A 16,326-nucleotide genomic window follows, 5' to 3' on the forward strand; every position below is an offset into this window, starting at 1 on the left:
GGTCTTGAGACCCTGCAGGATCTTCACCGCATCTTCGACCGATGGTTCATTCACATCAATCTTCTGGAAGCGCCGCACCAAGGCGCGGTCTTTCTCACAATGCGTGCGGAATTCCTTATAGGTGGTGGAACCAATGCAACGAATGGTGCCCTGCGCCAAGGCGGGCTTCAGCAGGTTGGAAGCATCCATCGCGCCGCCGGAAGTTGCCCCCGCGCCGATCACGGTATGGATTTCATCAATGAACAGCACGGAACCGGGCTGGGCTTCCAATTCAGTCACCACCGCCTTGAGGCGTTCTTCGAAATCGCCGCGATAGCGGGTGCCGGCCAGCAGCGCGCCCATGTCAAGCTGGAACACGGTGCAGTTCTGCAGCACATCCGGAACATCGCCATTGATGATCTTGCGCGCCAGACCTTCGGCGATCGCCGTCTTGCCGACGCCCGGATCGCCCACGAACAACGGATTGTTCTTCTGGCGGCGGCAGAGGATCTGGATCGTCCGTCGCACTTCGGGTTCACGCCCGATCAGCGGGTCGATCTTGCCTTCGGCAGCCTTCTTGTTGAGATTGATGCAATAGGCATCGAGCGCATCGCCCTCGCCCTTCTTCTTGGGCGAAGCGGGCGCGCCCTCCTCATTCTCGGCGCCGCCATTGCCCTGCTGGTCCTGCTCGACGCCGCGCACCGGCCGCGCCTCGGAAAGGCCGGTCCGCTTGGCGATGCCATGCGAAATATAATTGACGGCGTCATAGCGCGTCATGTCCTGTTCCTGGAGGAAGAAGGCGGCGTGGCTTTCGCGCTCCGCGAAAATGGCCACCAGCACATTGGCCCCCGTCACTTCCTCGCGGCCCGAGGACTGGACATGGATCACCGCGCGCTGGATCACCCTCTGGAAACCGGCGGTGGGTTTCGACTCCTCACGCTCGGCGGCTATCATCTGGCCCAGTTCGGTATCGATGTAATTGGTAAGGCTGCGGCGCAGCACCTCGAGATCGACGTTGCAGGCCTTGAGCACCGCGGCGGCGTCCTTGTCGTCGGTGAGGGACAGCAGGAGGTGCTCGAGCGTGGCATATTCGTGCCGCCGCTCATTGGCCAGGGCCAGTGCCCGGTGCAGTGCCTTTTCAAGACTGCGGGAGAATGTCGGCATCGGCCTATTCCTTTTCCATGGTGCACTGAAGCGGATGTTGGTGTTGCCGGGCGAAATCCATGACCTGGGTCACTTTCGTCTCGGCCACCTCGAATGTATATACCCCGCACACGCCCACACCCTTCTGATGCACATGCAGCATGATGCGGGTTGCCTCTTCGCGTCCCTTGCCGAAGAACCGCTCCAGAACATGGACCACGAATTCCATCGGCGTGTAATCATCGTTGAGCAGCAGAACTTTGTAGAGCGAAGGTTTCTTCGTCTTCGCGTCAGTGCGGGTGATCACCCCGGTCTGATTGTCTTCCTTGTGGACTGGCTGCTTCGGCATCGTTACGAGTATATAGTTGCTTCGGGTCAGTTGTGGAGGGGTAAATCGCGGGCCCGCACACTGACTTTTGGCCAGCCTGCGCGGGCTTTGCTAAAGCGCTGTTAACAAACTACGATTTTCCCGCGAGCGCCAGCAGTCTCAGGGTCATCGGGTGGTCCGGCTGGCACAATCGGTCGCCAATTGTGAAGTGATTGGCCTCCGCCACCTCCGCATACCGGCAATCGAGTCCCAGCCCCTGCCAGGCCGCCGCCAGAGACCGCGCCTGGCGCAGGAATTCCCGGCTTTCGCGGGCGCCCACCCAGCTGTCGAAGCTCAGGACATTGGGCATCGGCCAGAGCAGTGGGCTCGCCGCGACCGCCGTTGCGGCGGAGAGCCGCAGGTCATCATTGATCGGCGTGGCGATGAGCGGCCGCAGGTCGAAGAGGCCGCTGATCGAGAGGCCGGAGAGAACAAGGCCGGGCGGCTGGCCATAGGCCTGCCAATCGGTGGCCGCCATCGCCGCCGCCAGGTGGCCGCCAGCCGAATGGCCGGTGACCAGCAAGGGCCGTCCGAAACGCTGGCGCAGAAACAGGCAGCACTGCCGCAACTCGTCGATGATATCGAGGATGCCGACCTCCGGGCACAGCGAGTAGCCGGCCACCGCCACGTCGAGACCGTGGGCAGTGGGCCCACGCGCCACATGGCTGAAATGCGCCTTGTCGAGCGAGCGCCAGTAACCGCCATGGATGAACAGCACAACGGGGCCCTGCCCGCTCGCCGGGAAGAAATCGAAGCGGCTGCGCGGGCGTGCGCCATAGGCGATATCCGGCTCATGGGGCGTTGCGTCCCGCCATGCGCGGGCATCCTGCTGCCAGCGGGCGATGATGGCGGCGTGCTCCGGCACCAGGGCACGGTTGTTGTATTCAGCCGCGAGATTCATCGCCTGATCCCCTACAGGAAGCGTCTTGCCGCCGCGCCATGGGCGGCCCGGAGTTCCATCACGTCGATGCCGCGGGGCTGGCCGTCGATCACCCGCCAGGCGCCGCCGATCATCACCCGGTCAGCGCGATGGGCGCCGCACAGCACCAGCGCGGCAAGCGGGTCACCGGCGCCGGAAAACCGCAGCTCGTCCAGCGTGAACAAGGCGAGATCGGCCTGCTTGCCGATGGCAATCTCGCCGATGTCGCCGCGTCCGAGGCAACGGGCCGAGCCCTGGGTGGCCCAGCGCAGGGCATCGAGATGGGTGACCGAGGCGTCATAGGTAAGCCGGTTGATCATCAGCGCATGACGCACACCTTCCATGAGGTTGGACGAATCATTGGAAGCAGATCCATCCACGCCGAGCCCCACGGCCGCGCCCGCCGCTTCCAGTTCGCGCGTCCGGCACTGGCCCGAAGCAAGCACCATGTTCGAGGTGGGGCAGTGGCAGACGCCCACCTGGTGGCGGCCGAGCCTGGCGACATCGCTGTCCGAGAAATGAATGCCGTGGGCAAGCCAGGTCCTCGGTCCCAGCCAGCCGGTATCTTCCAGATAGTCGAGCGGGCTCATGCCGAACATGGCGCGGCAGAACCGGTCTTCATCCTCGGTCTCGGCCAGATGGGTGTGAAGGCGGCAATCATGCTTTTCAGCCAGCGCGCCGCAGGCGCACATCAGCGATCGCGTGACAGTAAATGGCGAACACGGCGCCAGCGCCACCTGGATCATGGCGCCATCGCCTTTCTGGTGGTAGCGGCCGATCACCCGCTCGCAATCGGCGAGGATGTCGTCTTCATCCTGGACCACGCTGTCCGGCGGCAGGCCTCCATCTTTCCGGGAAAGGTTCATGGAGCCGCGCGTCACCGTCATCCGCATGCCCAGCCGGCGGGCCTCCTCGACCTGGATGTCCATCGCCTCATCAAGGCCGGCCGGAAAGAGATAGTGGTGATCCGAGGTGGTCGTGACGCCCGACATGAGGAGTTCAGTGAGCGCCAGCCGGGTGGCGAGACGCAACCCCTCCGGCGTGAGCCGCGCCCAGATCGGGTAGAGCGCCACCAGCCAGTCAAAGAGCTTCTTGTTGATGGCCTCCGGGTGAGCGCGGGTCAGCGTCTGGTAGAAATGATGGTGCGTATTGACGAGACCCGGCAGCACCACATGGCGCGAGGCATCGAAAACCTCATCCACGGTTGCGGAAGGCTGCTGCCCGCCAGACAACATCTCGGCGATGCGCCCGTCGCGCACCACGATTCCCGCCGGGGCATGGGCCAGCACGGCAAGCGGCGATTTTATCCAGATGCTGGTCATGGCGGATGCGGGGTTGAAACTGTCCGTAGGTTCGGTCCACAATGCATGGCACGGGCCGGCGGGTTCTGCCAAGTAGGCATGCCGGGAGACGGCCCTTCAGGGAGACAGCATATCATGACTTTCGTGAAGACAGCGATTGCCTCGCTTGCCGCCCTCGCCGCCGCCACCGGCATCGGCATGGCGCAGGAGATGAAGAAGGAGATCGGTCCTGGCGAAGGCCAGGTCGATATCGTGGCATGGCCGGGCTATATCGAACGCGGCGAAACCGACAAGAATTTCGACTGGGTGACGGACTTCGAGAAAAAGACCCAGTGCAAGGTCAACATCAAGACCGCCGGCACCTCGGATGAAATGGTGGCGCTGATGAACGAAGGCGGCTTCGACCTCGTCACCGCTTCGGGCGATGCGTCACTGCGCCTCATCTCCGGCAAGCGGGTGCAGCCGATCAACATTGACCTCATTCCCTCCTTCAAGACCGTCGACGAGCGCCTGCAGAAGGCACCCTGGCATACGGTGAACGGCGTACATTACGGCGTTCCCTACCAGTGGGGGGCTAACGTCCTCGCCTATAACACCAATGTGTTCAAGGAAGCGCCCAAGAGCTGGTCGGTGGTGTTCGAGGAGCAGACGCTGCCGGACGGCAAGTCGAACAAAGGCCGCATCCAGGCCTTCGACGGGCCGATCTACATCGCCGATGCGGCGCTCTATCTGATGGCCACCAAGCCGGAGCTGGGCATCAAGGACCCCTATGAGCTGAACGAGGACCAATACAAGGCCGCCCTCAATCTCCTGCGCGTCCAGCGGCCGCTGGTCGGCCGCTACTGGCATGACGCCTTCATGCAGATCGACGACTTCAAGAATGAAGGCGTCGTCGCCTCCTCGTCCTGGCCGTTCCAGGTCAACCTGCTGCAGGCGGATAAGCAGCCGATCGCCTCGACCATTCCCCAGGAGGGCGCCACCGGCTGGGCCGACACCACGATGATGCATGCCGAGGCGGCGCATCCCAACTGCGCCTATATGTGGCTCGAGCACTCGATCAACCCCAAGCTCCAGGGCGACCTGGCGGCGTGGTTCGGTTCGGTGCCAGCCGTTCCCGCCGCCTGCCAGGGCAATCCCCTGCTCGGCGAGAAGGGCTGCGAGACCAACGGCATCAACAATTTCGACAGGATCCACTTCTGGCGCACGCCGGTGGCGAAGTGCGAAAGCCAGTCGGCTGGCTGCGTGCCCTATTATCGCTGGGTCACCGACATGATCGCCGTCATGGGCGGCCGCTGATCCGGCCCTTTTCCGTAAGGGTTTCTGTCCCCGGGGCCAGTCCCCGGGGATTGTTGTAAGCCACCCTGCCCTCCGCTCTCTCGCGCGGCGCGGGCAGTTGGAGACATCATGACAATCGCCGTCCGTTTTCAGCATGTCAGACGCCATTTCGGCAGCGTCCGCGCCGTGGATGACGTGACACTCGACATCGGAGAGGGTGAATTTTTCGCCCTGCTGGGTCCGTCCGGCTCCGGCAAGACAACCTGCCTCAGGCTGATCGCCGGTTTCGAGCAGCCCACCTCGGGCCACATCGAGATATTTGGCGACACGGCGGAAGGGGTTCCGCCCTACCGGCGCAACGTCAACACGGTGTTTCAGGACTATGCGCTGTTTCCGCACATGACTGTGCTGGAGAATGTTGCCTATGGCCTGATGGTGAAAGGGATCGACCGTGACCGCCGCACAACCGAGGCCGCGAGAGCCTTGGATCTCGTCGCGCTGCCAGGCTTCGGCGAGCGGCGGCCATCCCAGCTTTCAGGGGGACAGCGGCAACGCGTGGCGCTGGCCCGCGCGCTCGTCAATCAGCCCAAGGTGCTGCTGCTCGACGAGCCCCTGGGCGCGCTCGACCTGAAACTCCGCGAGCAGATGCAGGTGGAACTGAAAACGCTGCAGCGCAACCTCGGCATCACCTTCGTGTTCGTCACCCATGACCAGGGTGAGGCGCTCTCGATGGCTGACCGGGTGGCGATCTTCAACGAAGGCAAAATCGCCCAGGTGGGCACGCCGGAAGCCATCTATGAACGGCCGGAGACCCGTTTCGTCGCTGATTTTGTCGGCTCCTCCAATGTGCTGACGCCGGACTTCGCAAAGGCAACGGGCAGCCCTCGGCGCTGGGCAAGTCTCCGGCCCGAGAAGATCGCGATCCTCCACGGGGGCCAGGCGCCGCATGGCCGTCACCATGCATCGGTGACCGTCAAGGCGGTTCACTATCAGGGCGCGGTCACGCGGCTGAATACGCTGACCGGCAACGGCGTGGCGCTCACTGTCACCACCGCCTCCGCAGCCGGGAAATTCCGCGAGGGCGAAAGCCTTGTCCTGCACTGGGACCCCGCGTCCGTGCATGTGATGGAGGGCGAGGATTGAGCGCCGCGACCCTGAACGGCGGCATGTTCCGCCACCTCTCGGACGTCTTCGTCCGCCGCCCCGCCCTGCTCACGCTGTTGCTGCTGATTCCGCCGCTGTTGTGGCTCGGCATCGTCTATCTCGGTGCTTTGCTGGCGCTGCTGCTGCACAGCTTCTATTCGATCGACGAGTTTTCCGGCTTCATCGTCTATGAGTTCACGCTCTCGACCTATGGCGAGCTGCTCAGGCTTTCCAATCTTGATGTGATCATCCGCTCGCTGGTGATGTCGGCGCTCGTCACCATCGCCTGCGCGGTGATCGCGTTCCCGGTTTCCTATTACGCCGCGCGCTACGCCAGGGGGCAATGGAAGGCATTGTTCTATCTTCTGATCATGCTGCCGTTGTGGTCCAGCTATCTGGTGAAGATTTATGCCTGGAAGCTGATCCTCGCCAAGGAAGGCATTGTGAGCTGGCTCGCCGAACAGACCCACCTCACCTGGCTGCTTGATGCGGTGCTGGCCCTTCCGGTGATCGGCGGTCCGTCGCTGTCATTCAGCTACATCGGAACCTTTCTGGTGTTCTGCTATGTCTGGCTGCCGTTCATGATCCTGCCCACCCAGGCGGCGCTTGAGCGGGTGCCCTCCAACCTGCTTGAAGCCTCCGCCGACCTTGGCGCCGCGCCCGGCCAGACGTTCCGCACGGTGATCCTGCCGCTGGCGCTGCCGGGCATCATCGCGGGCTCGATCTTCACCTTCTCGCTGACGCTGGGCGACTACATCATCCCGCAGATCGTCGGCAATTCCAGCTTCTTCCTTGGCCAGGCGGTCTACACGCTGCAGGGAACGGCGGGCAACATTCCGCTTGCTGCCGCCTTCACCGTGGTGCCGATCGTGATGATGCTGATCTATCTGAGCGTCGCCAAGCGCATGGGGGCCTTCGATGCGCTCTGACCACGGCATCCGGCCACCGCTGGGCTTGAGCATCGCGGCCATCGGCGGGCTTCTGTTCCTGCATCTGCCGCTGCTGCTCATTTTCGTCTATGCCTTCACCACCGAGGAGAAGAGCTACGCTTTTCCGCCGCCCGGCTTCACGCTCAAATGGTTCTCCGTGGTCTGGGAGCGGCAGGACATCTGGGATGCGATCTGGCTGTCGCTCAAGGTGGCGGCCATCGCCACGCTCATCGCCCTGGTGCTGGGCACCTGTGCCGCCGCGGCCGTGTCGCGCGCCCGGTTCTTCGGGCGCGACTACATTTCGCTCTTGTTCATCCTGCCAATAGCACTTCCCGGCATCATCACGGGGATTTCGCTGCGCTCGGCCTTCAGCGTGATGGATATTCCGTTTTCCACCTGGACCATCGTGCTGGGCCACGCCACCTTCTGCATCGTCGTCGTCTACAACAATGCGCTGGCCCGCTTCCGGCGCACCGCGGGCAGCATGATCGAGGCCTCGATGGACTTGGGCGCCGACGGCTTCCAGACCTTCCGTTATGTGGTGCTGCCGCAGATCGGCTCGGCGCTGCTGGCGGGCGGCATGCTGGCCTTCGCGCTGTCCTTCGACGAGGTGATCGTCACCACCTTCACGGCGGGCCAGCAGTCCACCCTTCCGATCTGGATGCTGAACGAGCTGATCCGCCCGCGCCAGCGGCCGATCACCAATGTGGTGGCCATCTTCGTGATCGTCGTGACCTTCGTTCCCATCCTCGCCGCCTATTACCTGACGCGCGAGGGCGAGCACACCGGCGGGGCCGGAAAATAGGTCAGGCCGTCTCGCCGCCGGCCACCCTGGCGAAGGTTTCGAAGAACTGCCCGGAGAGCTGGCGCGCCGTGGGCTCGATGAAGCGCTGGGCGAGGCTTGCGATCTTTCCCGTCACCTGGGCATCGACATCATAGCTGAGCCTGGTGCCTTCCGGCACATCCGAAAGCCGCACCTCGGCACTGCCCGTGGCGCCGCCCATCATGGAAGTGCCCGAGCCGGTGATCCGGTAGCCGTTGGGCGGATCGAGATCGGAAAGTGTGACCTGGCCTTTGAAGGTGGCCTTAACTGGGCCCATCTTCACGGTCACCCTGGCTTCCATCTCCGTATCGGATTGCCTGGCGATTTCATCGCAGCCCGGAATGCACTGGCGCAGCACCTCGGGGTCGTTCAGCGCTTCCCACACCTTCTGGCGCGGAACCGGAATGATCACCTCGTCGGTCAGTTTCATGTCGTCCTCCCAGCTTGCCGGAAATTATGCGGCGATGTCGCCGCGCTGCCACTGTTCCTTCGTCGCATTGCGGAAATCCTCAAACCGCCCGGCCGCGATGGCGGCGCGGATATCCTGCATCAGCGTCTGATAATAGGCGATATTGGCCCAGGAGAGCAGCATCATGCCGAGCAGCTCGCCCGCCCGGATCAGGTGGTGGAGATAGGCGCGGGAATAGGCCGAAAGCGCCGGGCACGGATGCTCCGGGTCAAGCGGCCGCGGGTCAGCCGCATGTTTGGCGTTGCGCAGGTTGATCTTGCCGAACCGGGTGAAGGCCTGGCCATGGCGGCCGGAGCGGGTGGGCAGCACGCAATCGAACATGTCGACGCCGCGGGCAACCGACTCAAGAATGTCCTCCGGCGTTCCCACCCCCATCAGGTAGCGCGGCCGGTCCGTCGGGAGGTAGGGAACGGTGTGTTCAATGGCTTCGAGCATCAGCTGGTGTCCCTCGCCCACGGCGAGGCCGCCGATGGCATAGCCCTCGAAGCCGATGGCCGTGAGCCCTTCCGCACTCTCACGCCGCAGCCGCGGATTGATGCCGCCTTGCACGATGCCGAAATTGCCCCGGCCCGGCTGCCGCCCGAAGGCTTCACGGCAACGCTCCGCCCAGCGCAGCGAGAGCCGCATGGCGCGCTCGGCCTCCGTCTCGGTGTGCGGATAGGCGATGCATTCGTCGAGCTGCATCTGAATGTCGGAGCCGAGAAGCCGTTGGATTTCCATCGCCCGCTCCGGGGTCAGCTCATAGCGGCGGCCATCGATGTGAGACTGGAACACCGCGCCCTGCTCCGTGATCTTCCTGATCTTGGCCAGCGACATGACCTGGAACCCGCCGGAATCGGTCAGGATGGGCTTTTTCCAGCCGATGAAGCGATGAAGGCCGCCCAGGGCCGCCACCTGCTCCGCCCCGGGCCGCAGCATCAGATGGTAGGTATTGCCCAGGATGATGTCCGCGCCCGCGCCCTCGACCTGGTCGAGATAGAGGCCCTTCACGGTCCCCACCGTGCCCACCGGCATGAAGGCCGGGGTGCGGATATCGCCATGCAGCGTATGCACCGTGCCAAGCCGGGCCGCGCCGTCCGTCGCCCGCAAGGTGAAACCGAACTCCGTCATGGCGCCGGGAATAGCAGGCTCGAATCCCCGTAGGAATAGAACCGATAGTCATGGGCGATGGCATGGGCATAGGCCTCGCGCATCCGCTCCAGCCCGGAAAACGCCGAAACCAGCATGAACAGCGTCGATTTCGGCAGGTGGAAATTGGTGATCAGCTGGTCAATTGCCCGGAACCGGTAGCCCGGCGTGATGAAAATGTCGGTGGTGCCGGAGAACGGCTCGAGGCCGGAACTCTCGAGCAGCCGCAGCGAGGTCGTGCCCACCGCCACGATGCGCCCGCCCGTGGCGCGCGCCGCCTTGAGGCGCTGGCAGGTGGCGGCGGTCACTTCGCCCCACTCGGCATGCATCTTGTGGTCCTTGGTGTCCTCCGCCTTCACGGGCAGAAACGTGCCGGCCCCCACATGCAACGTGACAAATTCATGCGATATTCCAGCCTGTTGCAGGCGATCCATCAACTCCGGCGTGAAGTGCAGACCAGCCGTGGGAGCGGCCACCGCGCCCTCCTTCTCGGCATAGACCGTCTGGTAATCGGCCCTGTCCTGCTCGTCAGTGCCGCGCTTGCCGGCAATGTAGGGCGGCAGCGGAACCTCGCCCACCCCGGCCAGAGCGGCATCCAGGGCCGGGCCCGAGTGGGCGAAACTCAGGGTCACTTCGCCAGCCTCGCCTTTTTGTTCAACAACCGCTTCCAGGGCATTGGCATTGTTTTCAAAAACCACACGGTCGCCCGCCTGCAGTTTCTTCGCCGGTTTGGCGAACGCCTTCCAGCGCTGACCGTCCAGCCGCAAATGCAACAGCGCCTCGATTTTCGGCGCAGTTCCGCCGCGTCCCACCCGGCGGCCACGCAAGGCCGCCGGGATCACCCGCGTGTTGTTGAACACCAGCACGTCCCCCGGCCGGAGCAGGCCGGGAAGGTCGCGGAAGACATGGTCTTGCAGACCGTCCGGCCGCACCAAAAGCAGCTTTGATGAGTCGCGCGGCGTGACCGGCCGCAGCGCGATGCGCTCCGGCGGCAGGTCGAAATCGAAATCGGATACGCGCATGGGGGGCGCCTTGCGGCGGTGTCCGCCTCTACGTCGCGTCCGCCGCCACCTGCATCTTGGCGATGCGGTCCGGTTCGCGCACCGGTTCGCCACGCTTGATGCCGTCGACCACGTCCATGCCCTCCGTCACCTGGCCCCAAACCGTGTATTGGCGGTCGAGGAAGGTGGCGTCGCCGAAGCAGATGAAGAACTGGCTGTTGGCCGAGTCCGGGCTCTGCGACCGCGCCATGGAGCAGACGCCGCGCAGATGCGGCTCGGCGGAGAACTCCTGCTTCAGGTTGGGCTTGCGCGAGCCGCCCATGCCGGCCCGGCCCGGGTTGAAATCGGCACTCGTCGTGTTGCCATACTGCACATCGCCGCCCTGGGCCATGAAGCCCTCGATGACACGGTGGAAGACCACACCGTCATAGGCGCCCTCGCGGGCCAGTTCCTTGATGCGCGCCACGTGGGTGGGCGCCAGATCCGGCCGCAGGGTGATGGTAACCCGGCCCTTGGCCTTGCCCTTGGCATCCACCACGTCGACGAGGAGCGTGTTTTCGAGATCAGCCATGTTACTTCACCGTCACTTTCACCATCTTGTCCGGGTTGGCCGGCGGCTCGCCGCGGGCGATCTTGTCGACGCAGGCCATGCCCTTGTCATCGACCTGGCCCCACACCGTATACTGGCCGTTGAGGAAGTCGCCGTCGGCGAACATGATGAAGAACTGGCTGTTGCCGGAGTCAGGGTTTTGCGACCGCGCCATGCCCACGGTGCCGCGCCGGTAAGGCTCGGGCGTGAATTCGGCCTTGACGTCAGGCTCCTGCGAGCCGCCCATGCCGGTGCCGGTCGGGTCGCCGGTCTGCGCCATGAACCCGTCGATCACCCGGTGGAACACGATGCCGTCATAGAAGCCGGACTTCGCCAGCTTGGTGATCTGCTTCACGTGGTTCGGCGCCAGGTCAGGCCGCAGCGTGATGTCGAATGAGCAGCCCATGCTGGTTTCCACGTTGATTTTCTCTGCCGCCAGAGCCGGGCTTGCGAGAAGGCCAGCGGCCAGCGCGGCCAGGGCCAGTTTCCTGATCATGCGAACTCCTGTTGTTGATGGCGCCGTTCCTGACGCTCCGGCGGGTAAATGTCAATGCGATGGCTTGGCCAGCGCTTCCGCCATCACGGCCTGCGCCTCCTTGGGGATGAACAGCGTGATGTCGCCGCCCATCCTCGCGATCTGCTTCACCAGCGAGGAGGCGATCATGCGGGTGGCGGGCGAAGCCGCGAGGAACACCGTCTCGATGTCGGGCGCCATGGCGCCGTTCATCTGGCTCATTTGCACCTCATAATCGAAATCCGTCGCATCGCGCAGGCCGCGCACGATGAGGCCCGCCCGGTGGCGGCGCGCCGCGTCCACCGCCAGCCCGTCGAAGCTCGCCACCTCGATCACCACCCCGGTGTGGGCGGCGATTGGGCGGGTGACGGTGTCGAGCAGGCTCATCCGTGTTTCCGCCGCGATCAGCGCCTGCTTGCCGTGATGCACACCCACCCCCAGCACCAGCCGGTCGACGAAGCGCGCGGCGCGGGCGATGATGTCGAGATGGCCATAGGTGACCGGGTCGAAAGACCCCGGATAGAATCCCGTGCGTGCCATGTCAGCGCCCCCTCAATGCCATCCAGATGCCGCCCCCCATGAGAAAGCAGCCGCTGATGATCTCCAGCGCCCGGATGCGCGAGCGCGACAGAAACGATCCCGCCTTGCCGGCCAGCAACGCATAGGCGCAATCGCCCGCCGCGGCGATCGCCATGAAGGTGCCGCCCAGGAGCAGGATCTGCCGCACGGGCTCGCTGCCCGACGTAATGAAGGGCGGGATCATGGCGCCAAACAGCACCAGCATCTTGGGGTTGGACATGATCACGATGAAGCCCTGCAGGAAAAAGCTGCCATGCGGCCGCGCCCTGTCCACCGCCACGGCGAGATCGCCCCTGGACCGGAACAGCTTGACGGCGAGCCAGATGAGATAGGCCGCCCCCGCATAGCGCAACACGTCGAACCACAGGCCCATCACCTGGATGGCGGCACCCAGCCCCAGCGCCGCGATGGCCAGCCAGATCACGAAACCCGCCTGGGTGCCGATCACGTTCATGAGCCCGGCGCGGTGGCCATAACGAAGGCTATTGGCCACGATCACCGTGATCGTGGGGCCCGGCACCAGCGCAAGCGCGGTGGCGGCGGCGGAAAAGGCGAGATAGGACTCCAGGGTCACAACAGCATCTCCAGGCTGGGCCATCCTAGCCACAGGCCAGCCACTACTAGCAAGCCCCCGGAGAGATAGTCGATGTATTTGAGCCTGCCGCCGGACAGGAACTGGCGCGCCTGGCCGGCCAGCACCGCCAGCAGCGCGCCGGCAATGGCGCTGATCAGCACGAACACCACGGCGAGCGCAAAAATCTGCGGGCCAGCCGGGCTCCGCGGGTCGACGAAGGGCGGCAGGAAGGCGGCGAGGAACAGCAGCACCTCCGGGTTCGCCACCGCCACCACGAAACCGTCCCGGAACAGCTCCCCGGTCGGGTTCTCGCCATAGGAGGCTGCCCGCCCGGCATTGCGCAGCCGGCTCAACCCCAGCCAGGCGAGGTAGACGGCGCCACCCAGCCTGATCCAGTCGAACCACGCCTGCATGGTGGCGGCGATCCATGACAGGCCAAGTCCCACGACGGCCAGCAGCAGAATGAAGCCAGTGACGTTGCCCGCCACCGAAACAAGGCCGCCGCGCACCCCATAGCCAACGGAATTGGCGACGATCACCGACATGGCGGGGCCGGGCTTGAGGAACAGCAGCGCGCAGGCCCCCGCGAAGGCCAGCAGCATGCCGGGCGCCATCACGGCTCGCCCGGCTCCTCCTCCTCGGTGATATGCTCGACCGACACCACATGCTCGCCCGCGGCCACATCGATGATGATGACGCCCTGGGTGGCGCGGCCCTTCTTGCCGATGTCGCTCACATGGGTGCGGATCAGCTGGCCGCCGTCGGTGACCAGCATGATCTGGTCGCCGTCCTCGACGGGGAAGCTCGCCACCAGCGGTCCGTTGCGGTCGTTCACCGCCATGGCGACGATACCTTTGCCGCCGCGCCCGGTGATCCGGTATTCATAGGACGAGGTTCGCTTGCCATAGCCATTGGCCGAGACGGTGAGGATCACCTGTTCGCTGGCCCCCATCTCCACATAGCGCTCCTGGGTGATGGTCGTTTCGGCGGTTGCTTCCTCATCGGCGGCGGCGGCGGCGGGCTCCACGTCCTCGCCCGCCATGGCGCGCGTCATCTTGAGGTAGGCCGCGCGCTCGTCCGCCGTCGCCTCGACATGGCGCAGGATCGACATGGAGATCAGCCGGTCGCCCGCCTCCAGCCTGATGCCGCGCACGCCGGTCGAGTCGCGGCCCTTGAACACCCGCACCTCCTCGACCGGAAAGCGGATGCACTGGCCCTGGGCGGTGGTGAGCTGCACGTCGTCGGCGCTGGTGCAGATCTCGACACCGGCGATCATGTCACCCTCGTCAAGCTTCATGGCGATCTTGCCCGCCCGGTTGATCTGCTCGAAATCCGAAATCTCGTTGCGCCGCACCGTGCCGGAGCACGTGGCGAACATCAGATTCTGGCCAGCGGCACTGGCCGCATCCTCCGGCATCGGCAGGATCGTGGTGATGCGCTCGCCCGCCTCCAGCGGCAGGAGATTGATCAGCGCCTTGCCGCGCGATTGCGGATTGCCAACCGGCAGCCGCCAGGTCTTGAGCCGGTAGACCATGCCGGCGGACGAGAAGAACAGGATCGGCGTATGGGTGCTGGCCACGAACAGCTTGGTGACGAAATCCTCCTCCTTGGTGCCCATCCCGGAGCGGCCCTTGCCGCCGCGCTTCTGGGCCCGGTAGGCGGAGAGCGGCACGCGCTTGACGTAGCCCGCATGGCTCACGGTCACCACCATGTCCTCGCGCTGGATCAGGTCCTCGTCCTCGACCTCGCCCTCGTTCTCGACGATCTCGGTGCGCCGCGGCGTGGCGAATTCCTGCCGGATGGCGGAAAGCTCGCCCTTGATGATGTCCATCACCCGCTGGCGCGAGCGCAGGATCGCCAGGTAATCGGCGATTTCGGTGGCGAGCTTCTGGAGCTCCTCGGCGATCTCGTCACGGCCCAGCGCGGTGAGCCGCTGCAGGCGCAGATCGAGTATGGCGCGCGCCTGCTCGTCCGAGAGGCGGTAGGCGCCCTCGGGGGTGAGGCCGTGGCGCGGGTCGGCGATGAGCGCGATGAGCGGCGCCATGTCGCGCGCCGGCCAGTCACGCCCCATCAGCGCCTCGCGGGCCTCCGCGGCATCCCTGGCGCCGCGGATCAGCGCGATCACCGCATCGATATTGGCCACCGCGATGGCGAGACCGACGAGGATGTGCGCCCGGTCGCGCGCCTTGGTCAGCAGGAACTTGCTGCGCCGGGTGACCACCTCCTCGCGGAAGGCGATGAAGGCCTGCAGCAGGTCCTTGAGGTTCATCAGCTCCGGGCGGCCGCCGGTGAGGCAGACATTGTTGATCCCGAAGGTCGATTGCAGCGGCGTGAACCGGTAAAGCTGGTTCAGCACGATGTCCGCCATGGCGTCGCGCTTCAGCTCGATCACCACGCGCATGCCCTGGCGGTCTGACTCGTCACGGATGTCGGAAATGCCTTCGAGCTTCTTGTCGCGCACCAGCTCGGCGATGCGCTCGATCATCTGCGCCTTGTTCACCTGCTAGGGGATTTCGGTGACGATCAGCGCCTCGCGTTCTTTCCGGATTTCCTCCACCGCCACCCGGGCGCGCATCACCACCGAGCCGCGCCCGGTATGAGCGGCGGATTTGATGCCAACGCGGCCGAGGATCAGCCCGCCGGTCGGAAAATCCGGGCCCGGCACGATGTCGATCAGGTCATCGATGGCGATCGCCGGATTGTCGATGACCGCGATGCAGGCGTCGATCACCTCGCCCAGATTATGCGGCGCCATGTTGGTGGCCATGCCCACCGCGATGCCGCCCGAGCCATTGACCAGGAGGTTGGGAAAGCGCGCCGGCAGCACGGTGGGCTCGCGCTCGGAATTGTCATAGTTGGGCTGGAACTCGACGGTGTCCTTGTCGATATCCTCAAGCAGCGCATGCGCCACCTTGGCCATGCGGGACTCGGTGTAGCGCATGGCCGCCGGCGGATCGCCGTCGACCGAGCCGAAATTGCCCTGCCCGTCGATCAGCGGCAGGCGCAGCGAGAACTCCTGCGCCATGCGCACCAGCGCGTCATAGATCGATTGGTCCCCGTGCGGGTGGTACTTACCGATGACATCGCCGACGATGCGGGCGGACTTGCGGTAGGGCTTGTTCCAGTCATAGCCGTTCTCATGCATCGAGAACAGGATGCGGCGGTGCACGGGCTTGAGCCCGTCGCGCACATCCGGCAGCGCGCGGCTGACGATCACGCTCATCGCGTAATCGAGATAGCTCTTGCGCATCTCCTCCTCGATGGAGATGGGCGAGATCTCGGACGGATTGGCGGGCGGGATTACGCCCTTCTGGTCGTCGGTATCGGCCACGTAAAACCTTGCAAACAGCCCGGGTGAAGCCGCCTAGACAGCACCCCGTGAGGCACCGATTCGGCAACTCCAATAATGTAGGCTGTTACCCCCGCTTAAACAATCAAAAGCGGTTGATTTTCCGGCGGAAAACCGGAGATTCGAGCGGCTCCTACCGGCAGCGGACAGCTTCGGCGGGCGTCTTGATCACACAGGCCCCGGGAAGTGCCTTCGCATCCGGAGATACGGCGAGTACGGTGAACCCGTCCGCCGGGGGATAGAC

Annotated in this window: 16 protein-coding genes and 1 pseudogene; 4 read left to right on the top strand and 13 right to left on the bottom strand. The window is 64.7% G+C overall.

Annotated features, from left to right (window positions below):
• From ACKOED_RS04045 to ACKOED_RS04060, 4 genes are all read right to left on the bottom strand, one after another.
• On the bottom strand, positions 1-1,143 hold a 1,143-nt coding region (locus ACKOED_RS04045; protein ID WP_408915292.1), incomplete at its 3' end, for an AAA family ATPase.
• 4 nt (positions 1,144-1,147) lie between these two features.
• Positions 1,148-1,471, bottom strand: a complete 324-nt coding sequence (gene clpS / locus ACKOED_RS04050) for an ATP-dependent Clp protease adapter ClpS (RefSeq protein WP_408915293.1) — start codon at positions 1,469-1,471, stop codon at positions 1,148-1,150.
• Between the two features lie 109 nt (positions 1,472-1,580).
• A complete protein-coding gene (locus ACKOED_RS04055; RefSeq protein WP_408915294.1) occupies positions 1,581-2,390 on the bottom strand; it encodes an alpha/beta hydrolase in 810 nt (269 codons plus the stop codon).
• Positions 2,391-2,401: 11 nt separating this feature from the next.
• Positions 2,402-3,730 carry an 8-oxoguanine deaminase gene (locus ACKOED_RS04060; RefSeq protein ID WP_408915295.1) on the bottom strand — a complete coding sequence of 443 codons (1,329 nt, stop codon included), beginning with the start codon at positions 3,728-3,730 and terminating at the stop codon, positions 2,402-2,404.
• 114 nt (positions 3,731-3,844) lie between these two features.
• On the opposite strand from ACKOED_RS04060, the gene ACKOED_RS04065 reads away from it, so the two are divergent.
• From ACKOED_RS04065 to ACKOED_RS04080, 4 genes are all read left to right on the top strand, one after another.
• A complete protein-coding gene (locus tag ACKOED_RS04065) occupies positions 3,845-5,005 on the top strand; it encodes an ABC transporter substrate-binding protein (RefSeq protein ID WP_408915296.1) in 1,161 nt (386 codons plus the stop codon).
• 108 nt (positions 5,006-5,113) lie between these two features.
• Complete coding sequence (locus ACKOED_RS04070) at positions 5,114-6,127, top strand: ABC transporter ATP-binding protein (protein ID WP_408915297.1); 1,014 nt, start codon at positions 5,114-5,116, stop codon at positions 6,125-6,127.
• A gap of 23 nt (positions 6,128-6,150) precedes the next feature.
• Positions 6,151-7,056, top strand: coding sequence for an ABC transporter permease (locus tag ACKOED_RS04075; RefSeq protein WP_408915306.1), 906 nt, complete (start codon positions 6,151-6,153; stop codon positions 7,054-7,056).
• A complete protein-coding gene (locus tag ACKOED_RS04080) occupies positions 7,046-7,861 on the top strand; it encodes an ABC transporter permease (protein WP_408915298.1) in 816 nt (271 codons plus the stop codon). The genes ACKOED_RS04075 and ACKOED_RS04080 overlap by 11 nt, the downstream gene beginning before the upstream one ends.
• Before the next feature lies 1 nt (position 7,862).
• Here the strand turns inward: ACKOED_RS04080 and ACKOED_RS04085 are convergent, their stop codons facing one another.
• The 9 genes and pseudogenes from ACKOED_RS04085 to gyrA all read right to left on the bottom strand — a co-directional run bounded on the left by ACKOED_RS04085 (position 7,863) and on the right by gyrA (position 16,064).
• Entirely contained in the window at positions 7,863-8,309 is a 447-nt protein-coding gene (locus ACKOED_RS04085; RefSeq protein WP_408915299.1) for a CoxG family protein, read from the bottom strand.
• Positions 8,310-8,333: 24 nt separating this feature from the next.
• Positions 8,334-9,458, bottom strand: a complete 1,125-nt coding sequence (gene tgt / locus ACKOED_RS04090; RefSeq protein WP_408915300.1) for a tRNA guanosine(34) transglycosylase Tgt — start codon at positions 9,456-9,458, stop codon at positions 8,334-8,336.
• Entirely contained in the window at positions 9,455-10,498 is a 1,044-nt protein-coding gene (queA, locus tag ACKOED_RS04095; protein WP_408915301.1) for a tRNA preQ1(34) S-adenosylmethionine ribosyltransferase-isomerase QueA, read from the bottom strand. Before queA ends, tgt begins: the two co-directional genes overlap by 4 nt.
• Before the next feature lie 28 nt (positions 10,499-10,526).
• The gene (locus ACKOED_RS04100; RefSeq protein WP_408915302.1) at positions 10,527-11,048 is read right to left on the bottom strand and encodes a peptidylprolyl isomerase; all 522 of its coding nucleotides are present in this window, start codon (positions 11,046-11,048) and stop codon (positions 10,527-10,529) included.
• A gap of 1 nt (position 11,049) precedes the next feature.
• Positions 11,050-11,562 (bottom strand): peptidylprolyl isomerase, encoded by a 513-nt coding sequence (locus ACKOED_RS04105; protein WP_408915303.1) that lies wholly within the window; start codon positions 11,560-11,562, stop codon positions 11,050-11,052.
• Positions 11,563-11,613: 51 nt separating this feature from the next.
• On the bottom strand, positions 11,614-12,120 hold the full coding sequence (gene coaD / locus ACKOED_RS04110) for a pantetheine-phosphate adenylyltransferase (RefSeq protein WP_408915304.1): 507 nt from the start codon (positions 12,118-12,120) through the stop codon (positions 11,614-11,616).
• Position 12,121: 1 nt separating this feature from the next.
• Positions 12,122-12,733 carry a LysE family translocator gene (locus ACKOED_RS04115; RefSeq protein ID WP_408915305.1) on the bottom strand — a complete coding sequence of 204 codons (612 nt, stop codon included), beginning with the start codon at positions 12,731-12,733 and terminating at the stop codon, positions 12,122-12,124.
• Positions 12,730-13,347 carry a LysE family translocator gene (locus ACKOED_RS04120; RefSeq protein ID WP_408915307.1) on the bottom strand — a complete coding sequence of 206 codons (618 nt, stop codon included), beginning with the start codon at positions 13,345-13,347 and terminating at the stop codon, positions 12,730-12,732. The genes ACKOED_RS04115 and ACKOED_RS04120 overlap by 4 nt, the downstream gene beginning before the upstream one ends.
• Positions 13,347-16,064 (bottom strand): annotated as a pseudogene (gene gyrA, locus ACKOED_RS04125) (DNA gyrase subunit A). Before gyrA ends, ACKOED_RS04120 begins: the two are co-directional and overlap by 1 nt.
• Positions 16,065-16,326: the final 262 nt, after the last annotated feature.

This window comes from Aestuariivirga sp. (assembly GCF_046093005.1).
GTDB lineage: Bacteria > Pseudomonadota > Alphaproteobacteria > Rhizobiales > Aestuariivirgaceae > Aestuariivirga.